Origin of the sequence: Caballeronia grimmiae, from assembly GCF_022879615.1 — a bacterium.
Taxonomy (GTDB): Bacteria; Pseudomonadota; Gammaproteobacteria; order Burkholderiales; family Burkholderiaceae; genus Caballeronia; species Caballeronia grimmiae.
Genome location: NZ_CP084271.1, coordinates 1882975 through 1903278 on the forward strand (window position 1 = coordinate 1882975; position 20304 = coordinate 1903278).

Below are 20304 nucleotides of genomic sequence, written 5' to 3' on the forward strand. Positions count from 1 at the left end.
AAATGCCGCTTCTTACGGCGTCATAGCGCCGCAGACTGGCGGCCTTATCGCTGCATCGATTCCCAGACCTTGTGAAGCCGCTTCAGCGATACGGGCATCGGTGTGCGCAATTCCTGCGCGAACAGCGACACGCGCAACTCCTCGAGCAGCCATCGATATTCCGCGAGCCGCGCATCCGCGACGCCGCCGCGCTGCGACACCGCTCGCTGATAGCTCTGCAAGAGCGGCTGAAAGTCGGCTGAAAGCCGCGCGTCGCGAGCGGGGTCGGCCTTCAGCTTGTCGATGCGCAGTGCGATGCCCTTCAGATAGCGCGGAAAATGCGCGAGTTGCGCATACGGCGTATCGATTACGAACCGCTTGCCGATGAGCGCGTTCAGTTGCGACTGCATGTCGGCGTAAGCGGCGGGGAACGGCTTCGCCTGCAAGAGCTTCTTCGAGAGCGTTGCGTACTCCGCGAGAACCGTCCCCACGAGCCGCGCGATCTCCTGCGCGAGCAGCGTGAGGCGGCCCTTCGCGGCGTCGCGACGGGCGTGGAAGCTCGCGTCGTCGTCGGGCAGCGGGTCTTGCAGGCACGCGCGATCCAGCGCCGTGTCGACGATCTGATCGCGCAATTCGTCGGCGGTGCCGAGCGCCATGTATTGCATCGACATCTCGCGCAGGCCCGGCAGGTTGCGCTCCAGATAGCGAATCGGCTCGCGCAGTTGCAGCGCAAACAGCCGCCGCAAGCCCGCGCGATGAATTCTCGCGGCTTCGTCGGGCGAATCGAACACTTCGACGTCGCAATGCGTGACGCGATCCACGAGCGCCGGATAGCCGTACAGCGTCTGCCCGCGCCGGCGGATTTCGAGCAACTCCGGCAGCTTGCCGAAGTTCCAGGTCGTCAGGTTTTCGTAAAGCGCGGTGCTCTCGCCGGTCTGCGGCGCTTGCGACTGCGGCGGCGGCGCGTTCGTTTCGCCGGAGAGCGCATCGAAAGCGGCCGTCGCCGTCAGCTTCTGGAACTGCTGCTGCGCCTGGCCGCCGAGTTCCACGCGCAACTGCGCGAGATTGCGGCCCATCGCGAGCTGGCGGCCGTGCTCGTCGATCACCTTGAAGTTCATGAAGAGGTGCGCGGGCAGCGTTTCGAGCCGGAAATCCGCGCTTTTCACGGTAACCTGCGTTTGCTCCCGAATATCGGCGATGATCGCGTCGATCAGACCGCCCGCGCCGAACTTCGGCCCGGCGTGGCGCTCCGCGAACGACGCCGCGTAGTCCGGCAACGGCACCACATGGCGGCGCAGCTTCTGCGGCAGCGACTTCAGCAGCAGTTGCGTCTTCTCCTTGATCATGCCCGGCACGAGCCATTCGACGCGGCGCGCGTCGATCTGATTCAGCCCGTACAGCGGCACCGTCAGCGTCACGCCATCGCGCGGCGCGCCCGGCTCGAAGTGATACGAGAGCGTCATTTCAATGCCGGACATCGTCATGCGCTTCGGAAACAGATCCGTCGTGACGCCGGCGGCTTCGTGGCGCATCAGGTCGTCGCGCGACAGGAAAAGCAGTTGCTGGCCGCCCTCCTTCTTCTGCGCGTCGCGATACCAGCGCTCGAACGCCGCGCCGGTCCAGATGCCTTCGGGAATCAGCGAATCGTAGAAACCGTAGATGAGTTCGTCGTCGACGAGCACGTCCTGACGGCGCGACTTGTGTTCGAGTTGCTCGATATCCGCGACCAGCTTGCGGTTATGCGCGAAGAACGGCAGACGCGTGTCGAATTCGCCTTCGACGAGCGCGCCGCGAATGAAGAGCTCCCGCGCGTATTTCGGGTCCTGCTGGCCGAAGCTCACGCGCCGCCGCGCGTAGATGGTCAGCCCGTAAAGCGTCGCGCGCTCGAACGCGACGACCTGCGCCGCCTTCTTTTCCCAGTGCGCATCCGACAGCGACTTGCGCAGCAAATGCGCGCCGACGCTTTCGATCCACTCCGGCTGGATCTTCGCAATGGTCCGCGCATAAAGGCGGCTCGTCTCGATGAGTTCGCCCGCCATCACCCAGCGCCCCGCTTTCTTCAGGAGCGCCGAGCCGGGCCACAGATGAAACTTGATGCCGCGTGCGCCGAGGTAATGCGGCTCGTCGTCGGCCTTCATGCCGATGTTGCCAAGCAGGCCCGTCAGCAGCGACAGGTGAATCTGCTCGAAGGTGGCATCCGATTCGTTCAGACGCCAGCCCTGCTCGCGCACGACCGTCAGCAGTTGCGAATGCACGTCGCGCCACTCGCGCAGCCGCAGGTGCGAAAGGAAGTTCGCGCGGCACGCATCCGCGAGCTGCTTGTTCGACTTCTTGTGCGCGACGGCTTCCTCGAACCACTTCCAGATGCGCGTCCATTGCAGAAATTCGGAGCGCTCGTCGACGAACTGGCGATGCGCCTGATCCGCCTGCTCCTGCGCCTCGATCGGCCGGTCGCGCGGGTCCTGCACGGACAGCGCCGATGCAATCACGAGCATCTCGCTCAGCGCGTGATGATCGCGTGCGGCGAGGATCATGCGGCCGACGCGCGGATCGAGCGGCAGGCGCGCAAGCTCGCGGCCGAGACTCGCCAGCGCGTTGTCGTCATCGACGGCGCCGAGTTCGTTGAGCAACTGATAGCCGTCCGCGATCGCGCGCCCCGGCGGCGGCTCGATGAACGGGAAAGTTTCGATCGCCGTCAGATGCAGCGACTTCATGCGCAAAATCACCGCGGCGAGCGACGAGCGCAAAATCTCGGGGTCGGTGAAGCGGGGCCGCGCCTGGAAATCCGCTTCGTCGTAGAGACGAATGCACACGCCGTCCGCGACGCGCCCGCAACGCCCCGCGCGCTGGTTTGCCGCCGCTTGCGACACCGGCTCGATCTGCAACTGCTCGACCTTGTTGCGATACGAATAACGCTTCACGCGCGCCATGCCGGTATCGACGACATAGCGGATGCCCGGCACCGTCAGCGACGTCTCCGCAACGTTGGTCGCGAGCACGATGCGCCGCGCATTCGACGGCCTGAACACGCGCTCCTGCTCCTGCGCCGAAAGACGCGCAAAGAGCGGCAAGATTTCCGTGTGCGGCGGATGGTGCTTGCGCAGCGCCTCGGCGGCGTCGCGAATCTCGCGCTCGCCGGGCAGGAACACGAGGACGTCGCCGGGGCCGGCGCGGCACAGTTCATCGACGGCGTCGACGATGCCTTCCATCAGATCGCGATCCGTCTTGCGGTCGTTGCGTTTCGGCGCGTTGCCTTGCGCGTTCCTGATCGCCTCGCTTTCTTCCTGAATCGGCCGGTAGCGCACTTCCACCGGATACAGCCGCCCGCTCACTTCGATCACCGGCGCGGGCTTTTCATCGCTGCCGAAATGGCGCGCGAAGCGTTGGGCGTCGATGGTCGCGGAGGTGACGATCAGCTTCAGATCGGGGCGTTTCGGCAGAATCTCTTTCAGATAGCCGAGCAAAAAGTCGATGTTGAGGCTGCGTTCGTGCGCCTCGTCGATGATGATCGTGTCGTACGCCTTCAGCAGCGGATCGGTCTGCGTTTCCGCGAGCAGGATGCCGTCCGTCATCAGCTTGACCGATGCGCCCGGCGCGAGATTGTCGGTGAAACGCACCTTGTAGCCGACGACTTCGCCGAACGGCGTGCCCAGTTCCTCCGCAATGCGTCGGCCCGTCGCCGAAGCCGCGATGCGGCGCGGCTGCGTATGGCCGATGAGACCGCTGCCGCCCGCGCCGAGGCCGCGCCCGAGCGACAGGCAGATTTTCGGCAATTGCGTCGTCTTGCCCGAGCCGGTTTCGCCGCTGACGATCACGACCTGATTCGCTTCGATCGCGCGCGCGATTTCCTCGCGCCGGCCCGAGACGGGCAGCGCCTCGGGGAAGGTGATCGGCGGGATCGGGTTCGGCGTGACGATGCGCGGTTCGCGCGGACGGCGAGCCGCCGGGGCGTGGGACGGACCAGCGTCTCGATTCGACGCGTCGGGTTTGCGTTGCGTGGCCTTGTGATCGTCGCGATCTGCGCGTGCTTCGAGCGGCTGCTTTTCGTCGCCACGCGCGTTTCGCTGACGCTGATCGCCGCGATCCGCAGGGCGCGGCGTCTGTGCTTCGTCGCGCGCGTTGCGTTGCGCAGCGTCGGCCTTTCGCGTGGGCTTGCGTTCATCGTTGCGGCGGACTTCGGCGGATTGCGTCTGCGCACTGCGCGACTCGCGATTCGCTGCGCCGTCGCTTTGTTTCGCGGACTCGGGCACGCGCGGCGGCGTGGCTTCCTCGCGCTCGATGCTCTTCGCGCTCGGCGTCGCGCGTTGACCGCGTTCTACGCTCGCACGCGTTCCGGACGTATCAGCTTTTGTATTGCCCGCGTCGCGTTGCGGCGGCGTCTCGCGCTTCGCAATCCGTTGAGCCGGTTCGCTAGAACGCGAGTGCCTGGCTGAAGCGCTCTCGTCTCCGCGCTTGACAGGCGTCACGCCCGGTTTTGCATCACGCTCACGCGGGCCTTCAGCGCGACGCGTATCGGCGGATGCAGGCGGCTTCGGCTCGGGCTTCGGCTTCGGCTTCGGCAAACCCGCGCTCGGCGGCTTGGCAGCGGCAACCTTTTGCCCGTCATCGGACCCGGCAAACCGCCGCGCCGCCAGTTCCTTCTTGCTGAGACCTTCCTCGTCCGCACCCGACTTCGCCTCGTGCAGGAGATTCTCGCGCAGCTTTTTCAACCGCTCGTGGGTATCGAGGGCTTTATCGGCGGATTGCGGCTTGCCCGGCTGCGCGGGGCGTTTGAAAACATTCGGCATAGCGTCGCATTATAATCCCGGCATGAATTCCCAAACCGACCTCACCCTCGCGTCGCAGCCGGCCGCAACTGAAGCCGACGCGCCCAATCCGCTCGCCCAGTTCGTCGACTGGATGCGCTCCGTCGCCCCCTATATTCACGCTTTTCGCAACAAGACGTTCGTCGTCGCGTTCGGCGGAGAACTGGTGCAGGAAGGGCGGCTCAACGCGCTGGTGCAGGACGTCGGTCTGCTGCATGCAATGGGTATCCATGTCGTGCTCGTGCACGGCTCGCGTCCGCAGCTCGACGAGCAATTGAGCCTGCACGGGGTCGAATCGTCGTTCTCGCATGGACTGCGCATAACGGATGCCCGCGCGCTCGAATCCGCGAAGGAAGCCGCCGGCGAAGTGCGCCTCGATATCGAAGCCGCGATCAGCCAGGGCTTGCCGAATACGCCGATGGCGCACGCGCACATCAGCGTCGTGTCGGGCAACTTCGTGACAGCGCGGCCGGTCGGCATTCTGGATGGCGTCGATTTCCAGCACACCGGCGTCGTGCGCAAGATCGACGGCGAATCGATCCGTCAGTCGCTCGCGAGCAGCAAGATCGTGCTGTTGTCGTCGCTCGGTTTTTCGCCGACGGGCGAGGCGTTCAATCTGTCGATGGAAGACGTCGCGTCCGCTGCCGCCATCGCGTTGCGCGCCGACAAGATCATCTTCGTCACCGAAATTCCCGGCCTCGCCGACCAGCAAGACGAGCTCGTGCGCGAAATGTCGCTCGACGACGCCTATCGCCTGCATGAGTCGGGCGAGTTGCAGGGCGACACCGCGTTCTATCTGAAGCACGCAATCCGCGCCTGCCGTGGCGGCGTGGCGCGGGCGCACATCATTCCATATGCGCTCGATGGCAGCGTGCTGCTCGAACTCTTTCTGCACGACGGCGTCGGCACGATGATCTCCTACGAGAACCTCGAGAGCCTGCGCGAGGCCACGCCCGATGACGTCGGCGGCATTCTCACGCTGATCGAGCCGCTCGAAGCCGATGGCACGCTCGTGCGCCGCGGCCGTCACCAGATCGAGCGGGACATCGACCATTTTTCGGTCATCGAGCACGATGGCGTGCTCTTCGGCTGCGCGGCGCTCTATCCGTACACGCAGGAGCGCATCGGCGAGATGGCGTGCCTGACCGTCGCGCCGGAAGCGCAAGGTTCGGGCGACGGCGAGCGCCTGTTGAAGCGCATCGAGCAGCGCGCCCGTGCGCGCGGCCTCACGCGCATCTTCGTGCTCACGACGCGCACCGAGCACTGGTTCCTCAAGCGCGGCTTCGTGAAGGTCACGGTGGACGATCTGCCCGAAGACCGCCGGCGTCTGTACAACTGGCAGCGCAAGTCGCTCGTGCTGATGAAACAGCTTTGAACACGATAACGGACACGCAGCTGCAAAGCGCGTCCCGCACCCCGATACAGGAGAAACACACGATGGCCCGAATGGTTCAATGCGCGAAGCTCGGCAAGGAAGCCGAGGGACTGGATTTTCCACCGCTGCCGGGCGAGCTCGGCAAGCGCATCTACGAATCGATCTCAAAGGAAGCATGGCAGGGCTGGCTCAAGCAGCAGACGATGCTCATCAACGAGAATCGCCTGAACATGGCCGATCCGCGCGCGCGCCAGTATCTGCTCAAGCAGACCGAGAAATACTTCTTCGGTGAAGGCGCGGATACCGCGTCCGGCTACGTCCCGCCGCAAAGCTGATCCGGCACCCTGCTCGACCGAAAAAAACCGACCCGTCGTGGTCGGTTTTTTGTTGCCTCCCGCCTCTGATTTAGGCGCGCAAAACATAAGACATGCTCAGCGGAATCCTAAGCCACGTAAGGGATTGAGCGATCCTTGCGGACCCCGGCGGACGGGCCGGTTTGCACATCATCTGTCATCGTGTTATCATCTCGCTCGTTATCAACAGCAATTCACCATCATTCACGCGCGGCAGCCAGCTTGATCGCATGATGCGGCAGGAATCGGCCAATGCGTGGTAGTGACAGTTTTTATACAAAGAGGCTTGTCGGTTTTAGCGCGTCGCGCGCACGCCGGCCTTTTTCGTTCCAAGCCTTGTAATTCGCCGACGTAGCGGTTCCACCCGCGGCAGCTTCCCGAGTTCGCCGTCCGCACGTCAAATTCGTTTGTTTCATCCCGAGTGCAATTTCGCGACTTTCGCCGCGAGGCACCGGCACCGTGTCATCCATTCGAGCCTCGGCTCCGGTCCATTCGTCCGGCGCTGCGGGAAGCCTTTGGCTTTCGTTCCGACGATGCGAATGCGCTGCGGCGCCGTCACGAAACTGCACTATCCGGCAATACGCGCTGCTTCCCGGCGCGCCCGACGCTTTCGCGAGCCGTTTTCGCGCGGGCAACGGGCACTTGAACACGGAGCTTTTCAACGTATGACCGCCCTACACGACGGCCTTTGGCGCACACACAAGACATCCGACGCAGCGAATGCGGCGAATGCATCGAACGGCCTTACGCTCGACGACATCACCATCGTCGATCAATCTCTCCTGAAGCGCGCTGTCGGCGCCATGGCCATCGGCAATGCGATGGAATGGTTCGACTTCGGCGTGTATAGCTACATTGCCGTGACGCTCGGCAAGGTGTTCTTTCCGTCGAGCAATCCGACCGCACAGTTGCTCGCGACCTTCGGCACCTTCGCGGCCGCGTTCCTCGTGCGTCCGCTCGGCGGCATGGTGTTCGGCCCGCTCGGCGACCGCATCGGCCGCAAGCGCGTGCTCGCGATGACGATGATCATGATGGCCATCGGCACGTTCTGCATCGGCCTGATTCCGAGCTACGACACCATCGGCGTGATGGCGCCCGTGCTGCTGCTGGTCGCGCGCCTGGTGCAAGGCTTCTCGACCGGCGGCGAGTACGGCGGCGCGGCGACGTTCATCGCCGAATTCTCGCCGGACAAGAAGCGCGGCTTCATGTCGAGCTTTCTGGAATGCGGCACGCTCGTCGGCTATGTGCTCGGCGCGGGCGTGGTGGCGGTGCTGACCGCCGTGCTGTCGCACGACGCGCTGCTCGGCTGGGGCTGGCGCATTCCGTTCCTGGTCGCAGGTCCGCTCGGGCTGATCGGTCTCTATATCCGCATCAAGCTCGAAGAGACGCCCGCGTTCCAGCGCGAAGCCGACAAGATGGAGGCCTCCGCGCACCAGACGACGAAGACGCAGTTCCGCGAAACGCTCATGCAGCAATGGAAGCCGCTTTTGCAATGCGTCGGCCTCGTGCTGATCTTCAACGTGACGGACTACATGGCGCTGTCGTATCTGCCGAGCTATCTGTCGGCGACGCTCAAGTTCAACGAAACGCACGGCCTCTTCATAGTGCTGGTCGTGATGGTGCTGATGGTTCCGCTCACGCTGCTCGCCGGACGTCTCTCGGATGCGATCGGCCGCAAGCCGGTCATGCTCGCGGGCTGCGTGGGCTTGCTGCTGCTGTCGATTCCGGCTCTCTCGCTGATCCGCGTCGGCACGGTGCCGTCGGTGTTCGCGGGCATGATGATTCTGGGCGCGCTGCTGTCGACGTTCACCGGCGTGATGCCGTCGTCGCTGCCGGCGCTGTTCCCGACGAAGATCCGCTACGGCGCGCTGGCGATCGGCTTCAACGTGTCGGTGTCGCTGTTCGGCGGCACGACGCCGCTCGTGACGGCATGGCTCGTCGACAAGACCGGCATGCTGATGATGCCCGCGTACTATCTGATGGGCGCATCGGTGATCGGCATCGTGTCGGTGCTGGCGCTGCACGAGACGGCGAAGAAGCCGCTGAAGGGCTCGCCGCCCGCGGTGGGGTCGCATTCGGAAGCGCATGCGATCCTGCGTGGTCATCGCGAGGCCGCCGAGATGGACGATTCGCTGTTCGATAACGCCGCTCGCGCGTAAGCGATTGCGTTCATCCGAATGACGAAGGGCCGGCGTGTAATGCGCCGGCCCTTTTTGCATCTACGCGATGAGCGTGACGATGCGCGCGTCGATGGCTTTCGTATCGATGTCGATATCGAGCAGTCCGACGGTCACGGGCAACCTGAAGCGTCGCGGCCCCGCGCTGCCCGGATTGACGAACACCACGCCGTCGCGCCGCGCGACGACCGGCTTGTGCGAATGCCCGGTCACGACGACATCGACGCCGTCGAGCTGGGCGGGCGCGTCGGCGATATCGTGGACGATGTGGATCGTCGCGCCGCCCAGTTCGATGCGCGCATGTTCGGGTAACGACGCAACGCTTTCGCCGATGTCGTTATTGCCGCGCACGACGGTGAGCGGCGCGAGGGCCGCGAGCGCGTCGAGAACTTCGCGCTTGCAGATATCGCCCGCGTGGATGATGTGCTCGCAATCGCGCAGTGCGTCGAGCGCTTCGGGGCGCACGAGGTTGTGCGTGTCGGAGATGAGGCCGATGCGCATGGCGCGAGCTTATTGTTCTTCGGTGAGCAGCATGCGTTCGATGCGTCGATCCGGCACGAGCCAGCCGGCCGCGACGAGCGCATAGATGGCGGCGGCGAGCCACGGCTGCCAGAACGACACGGCGATCGCCACGAGATAGAGCAACACGGAAATCTTGCCCTTGCGATCGGCGCCGAGCGCCCGTTCGAGCGCGGAGTTTTCTCCGTGCATCGAAATGAGAGCGCGCGTGAGGATGTAGTACGCGACGGCCGTCATGAACAGCACGAAGCCATAGCAGGCGGTCGGAACGGCGGTGAGATGATTCTCGCCCATCCAGTTCGTCGTGAACGGAAAGAGGGACAGCCAGAAGAGCAGATGCAGGTTCGCCCACAGGACCGAGCCGTTGACGCGTTTGATTGCGTGCAGCAGGTGGTGGTGATTGCTCCAGTAGATGCCGACGTAGATGAAACTGAGCACGTAGGCGGCGAGCACGGGAACGAGCGGCGCGAGCGCGCTGAAGTCGTCGCCGTGCGGGACTTTGAGTTCCAGCACCATGATCGTGATGATGATGGCGATGACGCCATCGCTGAACGCTTCGAGCCGGGTCTTGCCCATTGAGTGTCCTTTCGTGTTGGCTTCGATCGAGCGAAGGCGGATCAGTCGGCGATTATGCGGGAGGCGCGTGGGGTTGTCGAATGGCTTTCAATATGCGCGTCCGAGCGATACGGCAGGCGTTTTGGCGGTTTTGGCGCGGCCGGTGCGATGGTAGAATCGCGTCCGCCCTGCCGGGGTGATGAAATTGGTAAACATAGCGGACTTAAAATCCGCCGCCTAACGGCTTGCCGGTTCGAGTCCGGTCCCCGGCACCAAGAAGTTGGCAAGCGATGGCATGGTAGTACCAGGAACCCCGACAGCATAAGGCTCTCGGGGTTTTTTGTTTGCCTGGACGGAATCAAGGCCGGGCGCAAGTGATTCCACTGGACAGAGCCGGGACAGAACCGTATTCCGCCCTTAACAAAGCTCAACAAACGGACTGCCGACATTGCATAAGCTAGCTAATGTTCAAGGGAAGCGGCCGACATCGTTAAGTCGCCCCGGCGGGTGAAGGCGCGCCCTTCTTTCCGTGCTGTCATCGGCAGCCTTACATGCAGAGGGAGGGACATTGCGAAACGGCATCAGGGCGCAAAATGGCTCGCTCACGATCGTTCATCGGCGCGACGTTCGTTTCAGCAACGCAATCGAGAAGCAACGGGCTGCGCACGCGGCGCGCAGTTTTCTGGCCGATAAATTCACGTGGTTACATGATGCAGAATTCATCGCGAAGCTCAGCCATCTATTGAGGTTAGACGAGACGGATCGGGACAACCTTCGATGGAAGATAGAACGCGCGATCGATTCAGGCGAACTCGTTACGGTCCCGGACGCGCCGCCAGTTGCCATGTCTGTTCATACAAGCGGCAGCGGTGCAGGCGAGGCAGCCAGACCGCACGCACGCGGCTTTGCGCTTACCCCATCGCAGGCTTTTGGGCGTGCAGCGGGTGTCGTGGCGGCTGTCCGCTCGTTCGCGCCTCCGACACTGCCGCGATTGCCGGCCAATGATTTCGCAGCAATCATGGCCGCGAATCCGGGCGACATACTCCCTGATGGAACGATCGCCACTGCACTCAACAACGCGCAACCGTTCGAGTACATGCCCGATGTGCCGAGCGATGACATGCTCGACCTCGCGGCAAGCACGAACAACCCCCGCTTCGCGGCCAAGATGCTTGGCTATGACGAGAACACGTTCAGCGAGATGCTCCACGTGTTCAAACCTGCCAACGGCCTGAGACCGTCCGACAACGTCGTCTTTCATGACGATGGAAGCGTTGAGTTCGGAAAGCAAATTCTCGACGACAATATTCACAACTATGCGCCCTAACGACACGCACGCGACCAAGCCGCACGCGCTCGCGCACGCGACGCTGATCATCTCGGGGGAGTCAGTCGAGCCAGAGTTCTGGACCTCGTTCTTCGGCATTCAGCCGAGCAGGACGATCACGAAGGGCAAACCCTACAAGCTGCCGTCCGGACGAATGAGCCCGCGCCCGGGCAAGCTCGGGTTATGGGCGGTCGAAAGCAGGCCAGCCGTGGAAAGCGACGCCCTCTCGCCGCACTTGCGCTACATCAAAAGTTATCTCGGACTCCCGCGCACCCAAGTGCGTGCGTTGATGGAGGCGCAAGGCGCAAATCTGGCCCTCTGGTGCTATTGGGACAACGCATCTGGCGACCGCGTCCCGGACGTGCCCGCCGACATTCGCGCGATGATGGACGAGATGGGCGGGACCATCGAGATAGACGAGTACGAATGAACCGTGTGGGGAATTCCTTCGGGCAACGTCGAATTCCCCGTCACACCCCATGCCCCAGCACCCGCGCCACATAGTGCCGGCCCCACGCCTCCCCGTGCGCCATCGCCTGCGCGACGGTTTCAAAAGGCCCGCGATCACCCGTCATCTCGCCTGAATCGTCCGCGAGCGTCGAGCCGTGTACCGGCTGCCCGTCGACGCGCGTCACCCGCACGCGGACAGCGTAGCCTTCGATCCACGCGTCGGTTTCGTCATCGCCCGGACGCGGCTTCGGGACGGCGCTCATGGCGAGCATGTAATCGCCCACTTCGATGTCCTTTTGCATGGCCGCCTCTGCATCGCCGAGAATTGCTCCCGCCGATTGTGCTACCGCGCCCGAACCTCGAACAAGTGCTTTGCGCGTGTTATAAAGCTCGCCGCCCATCCTCATTTCGCTCCGATGCCCGCGCCGCATCGGGCATCGACCGGTTCCATCGATGAACACTCGCTCCCGCCTGCTCCTGCTTCTCTCGATTCCACTCGCGCTTTTGGCCGGCTGCACGTCCTATTACCGCAACATCGATGCTTGCAAGGACCGCATGCGCGCCGATTATCCGGACGCCGCGAGCGCGCCGCTCAAGCTCACCGGCTCCAGCGCGGCGATGCATGGCTCGCGCGTCGTCGTGCATGGCACGATCGAAACGCCGCCGAAGCCGCCCGCTACGAAAGCCGCCGACACCCCCGCCGCCGCCGAATGCACCTTCAGCGACGACACGCTGACGACGTTCCAGTGGCTCGCGCCGGCGAAGCTCGTGCCCAAACCGCCCGCCGCCGACGACGAGTAAGCACCGCCGCGCGTTCGGCAAAGCGCTTCCGTCTCCAGTATGATCGGCGGCTTGCCGCAAGCCGCCCTCGCCCGTCCGACGGAAGGAACCATGTCCGCGTCATCGCATCAGTCGCCGCAGTCCTCTCACGACCACACGCCCGAGCACCATCCCCACTACTCTCGCGCGACGCTCTGGCTGCTCGCGACGATTGCCGGCGTGTCGGTCGCGAACATCTACTTCAATCAGCCGCTGCTCGGGGATTTCCGGGCGTCGTTTCCTCAAAGCGCCTATCTGATCGGCGCCGTGCCCGCCGCGACGCAACTCGGCTATGCGTTCGGCATGCTGATGCTCGCGCCGCTCGGCGATCGCTTCGACCGGCGCACGCTGATCCTCATGCAGCTCGCGGCGCTGGGCGTCGCGCTGATCGTGGCGAGCGCCGCGCCGACGCTCGCGGTGCTCATCGCGGCCAGTCTCGCGATAGGCGTCGTATCGACGATTGCGCAGCAGGCCGTGCCCTTCGCCGCGGAACTCGCGCCCCCCGCCGAGCGCGGCCATGCGGTCGGCACCGTCATGAGCGGGCTGCTTCTCGGCATTCTGCTCGCCCGCACGGTCTCGGGCTTCGTCGCGCAGTACTTCGGATGGCGCGCCGTGTTCGCGGCGTCCGTGGTGGCGACGATCGCGCTCGCGGTCGTCGTGATGATGCGGCTGCCGAAAAGCCGTCCGACATCGACGCTCTCCTACGGCAAGCTGCTTGCGTCGATGTGGCATCTGACCGCCGAGAGCGCCGCGCTGCGCGAAGCCGCGCTGACGGGCGGCGCGCTTTTCGCTGGCTTCAGCGCGTTCTGGTCGCTGCTCACGTTGTTGCTCGCCGGCGAGCCGTTTCATATGGGTCCGCAGGCGGCGGGACTGTTCGGCATCGTCGGGGCAGCGGGCGCGCTGGCCGCGCCGCTTGCGGGCAAGTCGGCGGACAAGCGCGGGCCGCGGGCGGTCATCACGCTGTCTATCGTGCTCGTGGCGGTGTCGTTCGTCGTGTTCGCGCTGTCGTCGAGGAGCATCGCGGGACTCGTCATCGGCGTGATCGTGCTCGATGTCGGCGTGCAGGCCGCGCAGATTTCCAACCAGTCGCGCATCTACGCGCTGAAGCCCGAGGCACGCAGCCGCGTCAACACGGTGTATATGGTGGCGTACTTCATCGGCGGCGCGGTGGGATCGGCGCTGGCATCGCTCGCCTGGCACGCAATGGGATGGATGGGCGTGTGCATCGTCGGACTGGCCGCGACGGCGCTGGCCGGGTTTAGCCACTGGCGCGGACGCGAGGGCCGTTTGGACGCGCGAAGCGGAGCGTGACGGGTTAGGGAAGAATACTGCTGTGGCGGATGCTCAGCGGCCCTTTACGCCCGCAAAAATGCGTAAGGCCCGCGAGAAACCATGCACTCGGCTATCCAACACGCCAAGCGCGAAGCGCAACGACCCGCGCCCCAACGCGAGTAAGCTCACACCCTCTCCCGCGCATATTCCTCCAGCGCATCGAGCACGCGATCGAACTCGAGCGACTTATCGAAGAAATGGCGCACGCCATACTGCAGGCACCGTTCGCGATAAGCCGGTAGCGCATGATTCGTCAGTACGACGATGAACGCATCGTCCGCCAGACGCGACTCGCCCGACTCCTTGAGCCACGCGAGCACGTCGATTCCCGATCCGCGTTTCAACTGCAGATCGACGATCACCGCATCGAACGGCTGTGACGACAGCAACGCGATGGCCTCTTGCGGGGCATCGGCGAAAGCGGTCACGCGCCACGGTCCGAGCGCCTCGATGGCTTCAGTGAGACTGCCGCGGATCAGCGGCGAATCCTCGATCAGCAGCACCGCGAGCGGCCCGCCGCGCGGTGTCTTCTGCTGTGCCGAATCGTCGATGATGATGTGGCCCACGGCGGGCATCCTCCGCTTTACTGCTTCCTCGTCGCACATGGAAACGCTGCGCTATTCGATCAACCCGTTCTTGATCGCGTAATACGTGAGATCGGCGTTGTTCGACAGCCGCATCTTCTCCAGCACGCGTGCCCGGTACGTACTCACCGTCTTCACCGACAGATGCAACTCCTGCGCGATCTCCGTCGGAATCCGGCCGCCCGCAAGCTTGCAAAAAATCTGAAACTCGCGCTCCGACAGCGTCTCGTGCGGCCTTTCCGCCGCCGGCTTGTCGAGCTTGTCGGCGAGCGCATCGGCGATAAACTCCGACAGATAGCGATGCCCGCGCGCCACCGTGCGTATCGCCCGCACGATCTCATCGGGCGCGGCGTCCTTGTTCAGATAGCCGTTCGCGCCCGCCTTCAGCAGGTTGATCGCGTACTGGCTCTCGGGAAAGCCCGACAGCATCAGCACGCCCTGCTGCGGCCGAATCTGCTTGATGACGCGCAAGGTGTCGACGCCGTTCTTGTCGGGCATCGCGATGTCGAGCAACACCACGTCGAACGCCTGCTCGCGCACGAGCGCGATCGTTTCGTCGCCGGTCGATGCTTCTGCCGCCACTTCCATGTCGGGTTCATCGGCGACGAATTGCCTGAACCCGCTGCGCACGATCGCATGATCGTCGGCTATCAAGACTCGAATCATTCGCGCCGTCCGCGCTGCTGTAATGAGTGAACGGTCATTTTACGCATGCTTGCCCGACGCGCGATGCGCGGTTCCACTCGCCCGCGCATCGCCCGCTTCGGTTCGTTCAACTTAGCCGTTGCGGCCTTCGAGCAAATCGGCCATGTCGTCGGCGTGCTCCTCTTCGACCGCCAGAATCTCTTCGAAGAGGCGGCGCGTCGTGACGTCCTTGTCGCCGAGATAACGGATGATCTCGCGATAGGTATCGATCGCAATCCGTTCAGCGATCAGGTTCTCGCGAATCATGTCGATGAGGTCGGCGCCTTCCTTGTACTCGGAATGGGCGCGCGACTTCAGGCTGTCCGGCGCGAAGTTCGGCTCGCCGCCCAGCTGGACGATGCGTTCCGCGAGCATGTCGGCGTGTTCCTGCTCTTCGGTCGCGTGCTCGGCGAACTCCTGCGCGACGGCTTCCGAGTGGATGCCCTTCGCCATGAAATAGTGGCGCTTATAGCGCAGCACGCAGACCCACTCGGTCGCGAGCGCGTCGTTGAGCAGCTTGAGCACGGTCTCGCGATCCGCGCTATAGGTCGCCGTGACGGGGCCCTCGTCCATGTGCTGGCGCGCGTCGTTCCGGATCTTCTCGACGTCGAGGACAAAGGCGTCCGAGGATTGGCCCGGCGCGGCGGTTACAGCAGACGAATTGGACATTTGATTGGCTCCTGTGGAATGGTGATGGACGGTAGCGGTGGCGCGGTTCGCCCGTGCGCCCCATAGCGCGCCGCTATCCGATGAAGAACTCCGATGCACGCGCCGTGCCCGCTCGCGAAATCGTCAAGATGAAGCCGCCGTCGAAGCGGCGGGGCCGTCATGTCTTGAACACACCGAGCAACAGGGTAACGACGAATACGACCAGGAAAATATAGAACAGGATCTTCGCGATTTCCGCCGCGCCCGCCGCGATGCCCGTGAAGCCGAACACCGCGGCAATAATCGCGATCACGAAAAAAACGGCGGCGTAGCGCAGCATGAAACCTCCTCGTTGATCGTGCCTGTCATTGCGTCGAGGGCCGCGCGATGGCCTTGCGCCACGCGCCGCCGATCATCGAAGCAGGCCCGCTAATCGATCGCTTTCTTGGTGATGACGAACCCGAGCACCAGAAACACGACGCACAGAATCAGGAAAAGGACAAACAGGAATTTTGCGATGGTCGCCGCGCCGGCCGCGACGCCGGTGAAGCCCAGAAGACCGGCGATGACCGCGACGATCGCAAAGAACAGTGCCCACTTCAGCATGATCTTTCCCCGTAGGAATGGATGGTGAACCCATCCTAGCGATGCGGCGCGTCGCGCGCATTCGGGCTGGCTCCTTTTTTGCTGTGAGAATCCACCGACATTAGCTTTCAATCGACTCGCGCGGGAGAACCATCCGACGCCCGGGCGACGCCAGACCCACTCTATGAGCCACGCACCCCGCGCCGTGCCGCCGCGCACCGCGCACGACGAAGCGCCGACCCGGGCCCACGCCGGCCTTGCCCGCATCAACGAATGGATGCGCCGCTATAGCTGGCTGGTGGCAATGACCGTCGCGATCGTCATCACGGTGGGCGGCCTCGTGATTCTGGAGTCGGGGCGCATGCGCATCGCGGCCGAATACGAGACCGCGCTCGATGCCAAAAGCGCCACCGCCGACCTGTCCGCGCTCGCCGCCGACATCACGACGCTCTCCGCCCAGGGACGCGCGTTCGCACTGAAACCGGAGCCCGCCTACAAGGCGCAATTCGAGCAAACGACGGCGCACGTGCGCCGCGCCCTCGCGACGCTCGATGCCTATTACCGCCGCATCGGCGACGACACGGCGCTTGCCAGCTTCGCGCAGATCAGCGCTGCGGCGAACGAGGAAATCGAGCGAGGCGCCGCGCGGCTCGCCACGCCTTCGCAACCCGAAGCGCGGCCCGCCTCCGACGACGCCACGCTCGACGCCGCCCTCTCGCTGTTACGCCTGAACGAAGAGCAGCGCGCGCAGCACGCACTCGATGCGAGCCGCGCCGATCAGCGCATTTCGACGCTGTGTGTCGGCGCATTGTGTGCGCTGAACATCGTGCTGTTCGTGCTGCTTTTCCGCAACCTCGGCATTCAGCTCGACAAGCAGGATCGCGTGCAGCGGGAACTCATCACGCAGCAGGAAGAGCTGGACCAACTCGTCTTCGAGCGCACCCGGCAACTCGAAGCGCTTGCGTGGCATCTGCAGTCGGTGAGCGAAAACGAGAAAACAGAACTCGCCCGCGAACTGCACGACGAGTTGGGTTCCATCCTCACGGCGAGCAAGATGGATGTGGCGTGGGTGCGCGGCAAGCTGCGCGAAACGGAACCGGCGATGGCGGAGAAACTCACGCGCGCCATCGGCAATCTGGATCAGGGCATTGCGCTGAAGCGCCGCATCATCGAGGACATGCGGCCTACCGTGCTAGCGAATTTCGGGCTCGTGACGGCGCTGCGCGGGCTCGTCGATGAAGCCGCGCAGCGCAACAACTGGGCGGTGTCGTTCGACTTGCCCGACGACGACCCGAAGCTCGGCGAAGCGATCGAGATCGCGCTCTTCCGGGTCGCGCAGGAAACGCTGACGAACGCGGCGAAGTATGCGCGCGCGAGCAACATCCGCGTCGCGCTGACGATGGATCAGGCGAGCGTGTCGCTGCACATCGCCGACGACGGCATCGGCATCCGGCCGCAGGATTTGAAGCGTACGCAGACGCATGGGCTCGTCGGCATGCGGCAGCGCGTGTCGGCGCGTGGCGGGCGCTTCGAGATCGAGCGAGTGAAGCCGCACGGCACGAGCATCCACGTATCGATGCCGCGCGAGCGCGTTCATGGCGATGCCGTTGCGACACCGGCGCGTTCCGCCGCGTAGGACGATGCCGACGAGAAGTACGGATTGCGCTGACGAGAAAAACACATGCGTGCCTACAGCCGAGCCCCGCCCGCGTTTTTTATGATTGTTAGCACCGGTGAGGCCCAGGCCAACCTAGACACGATTAACCACGCCATTTCACTTCAAGGGGAATGAACATGACTCGAATCATCGCTCTGCTGCTGATCGCCGGCACGGCTGCGCTCGCGGGCTGCAACACCATCTCGGGCGCGGGCCAGGATATTTCGAAGGGCGGCCAGGCTATCCACAATTCGGCCGAAGAGCATAAGTAAGCCGGGTGCGGGCTACGGCTCGATAAAAGCGTATTCGCTGACTTCCCGCCGCCTTGCGCGGCGGGATTTTTTTGCGCGCTTGCTTCGTGCGTTTTCGGGCGTTCCAAACGGCAGCAAACCCGCCCGCTTGCTCGGGCGGGTTTGTTTCAGATGTGCATCAGGTTATCGCGCGTTGAGCAATGCTCCTGCATGCGCATCCGTGATGGATATCGTCACCCGGACAGGCGTGATTGCCGCCCAGCCGAACTGTGATTACCAGCGGTAGCCGGCCTGCGCCTTCACGGCCGTCGGGCCGCTGTTGGCCGTCGACACGCCGACGCCGAAGTTCAGATTCGACGTCACCTGATAGGCCGCTGCGAAGCCGACTGCGGTTGCGCTGCCGTAGTTACCGACAGCCGTGCCGACCCACTTCTCACCCGCATTCAGCACAGGGATGCTCGGGATCGCCAGAACCGATGCCGTTGCGCGATCCGAGTAGTGCTCGAGGTCACGCTTTGCGCTCGCGATCGCCTGATCCGTATGGGCGTTGGCGCCCGCGACCGCCTGGTCTGTATAGGCGTTCGACTGCGCGACCTTGTCGTTCAGCTGATCGACGTTCACTGCGTCCGTGCCTTGCGTGCCGGCTGCAACGTTGGTGATCTGACGTTCGTTACCCGAGGAGCCGACCGAGACGGTGTTCGTGCGATCCGCGACGGAATCGGCGCCCAGCGCGACGGAATTGCCGGCGACGGCTTGCGCGTTTGCGCCCATCGCGGTGGCGCGAGCGCCCGTGGCTACAGCGGTTTCACCGGCGTTGCCGCTCGCTGCGAAGAGCGAACCGGATGCGCCCGATGCCGTGACCCCGACGACCGGAGCGGCAGCGCGCAGGGTTGATTGAAGCGGGGTGCCGCTGTTCTGGAGAGCCAGGATGTTGGCCGTGTTTTGCGACACGAGTTGGCTGACGGCGTTGAGTTGGTTTACGTTTACTGCATCGTTACCGTCGATGCCGTCTGCCACGTTGATAATGCGACGTTGAATCGCCCAACTACCTACGCTGACCACTTTTTTCTGACCACCGTCATCACTAAAGTCCCCGAGGGCGACCGAGTCACGGCCCCAAGTCTTGGCGTTTGCGCCGACTGCGGTGCTGTAGTCGCCCTCTGCAGCACTGTACGTTCCGATAGCGATTGAGCCAGTGCCTGGCGTACTGGTGCCTACGCCAATCGCGGTGCTGTACGCCCCTTCCGCATGCGCGTTCGAACCAATGGCGGTAGCCGAACCTACCGCTAACGAGTTGTTGCCGAAAGCTGCCGAGCCGATATTGACTGCTGTCGCACCCTCACCCACTGCTGTTCCCCAGTAGTCTGCTCGCGCGCCCACGCCGAACGCAGTACTGTCTCCCCCCGCCAGAGAATCAGCGCCGATCGCAATGCCGTTTCCGCCGCTGCTAGCATCCGTTCCGATTGCCATCCCGTACTCTGCTGACGCGTTAGATCCTATCGCGACGGAGTTGTAGAACGTACGAGAATTCGCCCCGATCGTCACACTGTTAAAGCCTGCATTGCTTTGAAAACCCACTGCAACTGCTGACTCCTCGGCCTTCGTAGACGCTCCGACAGCAACACCCGTTAGTTGGGCTGACGCATGCGAACCAGCAGCAAGGCCGTTCGCGGCGGAGAAAGCGAAACTTCCAATGGCAGTGGCCGGACCCGCGTTCGGGTTGTCTGGCGCTATCTCGTCCCCCCCGGAGGATCCGTAGTCCGAACTAGCGTAATTCCCGATCACAACACTATCATTCAAGCCGTTGGTCTGCCCATCGCCAACCATCACTCCGCTCGCAAATACGTGATTATTATCGCCGAAGACGTTCACACCATCGCGTGTGACCCACGAACCGACGCGATTATTGAAGCCGGTCATAGTTCCTGCTGAAGCATTCGCCACCGCTAGTACTGTAATGCCACCGAGAATCGCCAGCATCACCGGCTTGAATCGAAAAGAACGAGCTTTCATATCTAGCCCCTTTTAAAAAAAGTTTGGTGTGTTTTGGCTGCGTTTGGACTCGCTATGTCTGCCCGACGCAGCGTTTTCTACGCTTACGCGAAAAGCCCTCCGACGCCTTGGTGTTTGAGAAGCTGTTAAGAACGCTTTAGCTCAGCAATGTGGCGGCACAACGCCTGCATTGCCTTTATCGATAGCTCTGC

19 protein-coding genes and 1 tRNA gene are annotated in these 20304 nt (G+C 63.6%); 10 read left to right on the forward strand and 10 right to left on the reverse strand.

Annotated features, from left to right (window positions below):
• Positions 1-44: 44 nt before the first annotated feature.
• The gene (hrpA, locus tag LDZ21_RS09110; protein WP_244792917.1) at positions 45-4766 is read right to left on the reverse strand and encodes an ATP-dependent RNA helicase HrpA; all 4722 of its coding nucleotides are present in this window, start codon (positions 4764-4766) and stop codon (positions 45-47) included.
• Between the two features lie 22 nt (positions 4767-4788).
• Between hrpA and argA the strand changes: the two genes are divergently transcribed.
• The 3 genes from argA (at position 4789) to proP (ending at position 8671) form a co-directional block, all read left to right on the forward strand.
• Positions 4789-6159 (forward strand): amino-acid N-acetyltransferase, encoded by a 1371-nt coding sequence (argA, locus tag LDZ21_RS09115; RefSeq protein ID WP_244792919.1) that lies wholly within the window; start codon positions 4789-4791, stop codon positions 6157-6159.
• A 62-nt stretch (positions 6160-6221) separates the two neighbouring features.
• Entirely contained in the window at positions 6222-6494 is a 273-nt protein-coding gene (locus LDZ21_RS09120; protein WP_035960998.1) for an oxidative damage protection protein, read from the forward strand.
• Positions 6495-7177: 683 nt separating this feature from the next.
• Entirely contained in the window at positions 7178-8671 is a 1494-nt protein-coding gene (gene proP, locus LDZ21_RS09125; protein WP_244792921.1) for a glycine betaine/L-proline transporter ProP, read from the forward strand.
• A gap of 60 nt (positions 8672-8731) precedes the next feature.
• Here the strand turns inward: proP and LDZ21_RS09130 are convergent, their stop codons facing one another.
• Complete coding sequence (locus LDZ21_RS09130; RefSeq protein ID WP_244792923.1) at positions 8732-9190, reverse strand: metallophosphoesterase family protein; 459 nt, start codon at positions 9188-9190, stop codon at positions 8732-8734.
• A gap of 9 nt (positions 9191-9199) precedes the next feature.
• Positions 9200-9784, reverse strand: a complete 585-nt coding sequence (locus LDZ21_RS09135; RefSeq protein ID WP_035960993.1) for a TMEM175 family protein — start codon at positions 9782-9784, stop codon at positions 9200-9202.
• A 169-nt stretch (positions 9785-9953) separates the two neighbouring features.
• On the opposite strand from LDZ21_RS09135, the gene LDZ21_RS09140 reads away from it, so the two are divergent.
• From LDZ21_RS09140 to LDZ21_RS09150, 3 genes are all read left to right on the forward strand, one after another.
• A tRNA-Leu gene (locus LDZ21_RS09140) sits at positions 9954-10038 on the forward strand.
• A gap of 293 nt (positions 10039-10331) precedes the next feature.
• On the forward strand, positions 10332-11090 hold the full coding sequence (locus tag LDZ21_RS09145) for a hypothetical protein (RefSeq protein WP_244792925.1): 759 nt from the start codon (positions 10332-10334) through the stop codon (positions 11088-11090).
• A complete protein-coding gene (locus tag LDZ21_RS09150) occupies positions 11080-11520 on the forward strand; it encodes a DUF4279 domain-containing protein (protein ID WP_244792927.1) in 441 nt (146 codons plus the stop codon). The genes LDZ21_RS09145 and LDZ21_RS09150 overlap by 11 nt, the downstream gene beginning before the upstream one ends.
• Before the next feature lie 40 nt (positions 11521-11560).
• Here LDZ21_RS09150 and LDZ21_RS09155 read toward each other — a convergent pair whose 3' ends face one another.
• Positions 11561-11842: a hypothetical protein gene (locus LDZ21_RS09155; protein ID WP_244792929.1), complete on the reverse strand. Its 282-nt coding sequence runs from the start codon at positions 11840-11842 to the stop codon at positions 11561-11563.
• A gap of 151 nt (positions 11843-11993) precedes the next feature.
• On the opposite strand from LDZ21_RS09155, the gene LDZ21_RS09160 reads away from it, so the two are divergent.
• The gene (locus LDZ21_RS09160) at positions 11994-12341 is read left to right on the forward strand and encodes a hypothetical protein (RefSeq protein WP_244792931.1); all 348 of its coding nucleotides are present in this window, start codon (positions 11994-11996) and stop codon (positions 12339-12341) included.
• A 90-nt stretch (positions 12342-12431) separates the two neighbouring features.
• Positions 12432-13670 carry an MFS transporter gene (locus tag LDZ21_RS09165; protein ID WP_244792932.1) on the forward strand — a complete coding sequence of 413 codons (1239 nt, stop codon included), beginning with the start codon at positions 12432-12434 and terminating at the stop codon, positions 13668-13670.
• A 146-nt stretch (positions 13671-13816) separates the two neighbouring features.
• Here the strand turns inward: LDZ21_RS09165 and LDZ21_RS09170 are convergent, their stop codons facing one another.
• The 5 genes from LDZ21_RS09170 to LDZ21_RS09190 form a co-directional block, all read right to left on the reverse strand.
• Entirely contained in the window at positions 13817-14257 is a 441-nt protein-coding gene (locus LDZ21_RS09170; protein WP_244792934.1) for a response regulator, read from the reverse strand.
• 51 nt (positions 14258-14308) lie between these two features.
• Positions 14309-14941, reverse strand: a complete 633-nt coding sequence (locus tag LDZ21_RS09175) for a response regulator (protein WP_035960975.1) — start codon at positions 14939-14941, stop codon at positions 14309-14311.
• Positions 14942-15052: 111 nt separating this feature from the next.
• The gene (locus LDZ21_RS09180; protein WP_035960969.1) at positions 15053-15628 is read right to left on the reverse strand and encodes a ferritin-like domain-containing protein; all 576 of its coding nucleotides are present in this window, start codon (positions 15626-15628) and stop codon (positions 15053-15055) included.
• Positions 15629-15785: 157 nt separating this feature from the next.
• Positions 15786-15947 (reverse strand): DUF1328 domain-containing protein, encoded by a 162-nt coding sequence (locus LDZ21_RS09185; protein WP_035960964.1) that lies wholly within the window; start codon positions 15945-15947, stop codon positions 15786-15788.
• Positions 15948-16036: 89 nt separating this feature from the next.
• The gene (locus tag LDZ21_RS09190) at positions 16037-16213 is read right to left on the reverse strand and encodes a DUF1328 domain-containing protein (RefSeq protein WP_035960959.1); all 177 of its coding nucleotides are present in this window, start codon (positions 16211-16213) and stop codon (positions 16037-16039) included.
• Between the two features lie 163 nt (positions 16214-16376).
• On the opposite strand from LDZ21_RS09190, the gene LDZ21_RS09195 reads away from it, so the two are divergent.
• Positions 16377-17828, forward strand: a complete 1452-nt coding sequence (locus LDZ21_RS09195; protein WP_244792936.1) for a sensor histidine kinase — start codon at positions 16377-16379, stop codon at positions 17826-17828.
• A 158-nt stretch (positions 17829-17986) separates the two neighbouring features.
• Positions 17987-18121, forward strand: a complete 135-nt coding sequence (locus LDZ21_RS09200) for an entericidin A/B family lipoprotein (RefSeq protein ID WP_244792938.1) — start codon at positions 17987-17989, stop codon at positions 18119-18121.
• A gap of 252 nt (positions 18122-18373) precedes the next feature.
• Here the strand turns inward: LDZ21_RS09200 and LDZ21_RS09205 are convergent, their stop codons facing one another.
• Positions 18374-20113: a YadA family autotransporter adhesin gene (locus LDZ21_RS09205; RefSeq protein WP_244792940.1), complete on the reverse strand. Its 1740-nt coding sequence runs from the start codon at positions 20111-20113 to the stop codon at positions 18374-18376.
• Positions 20114-20304 lie beyond the last annotated feature (191 nt).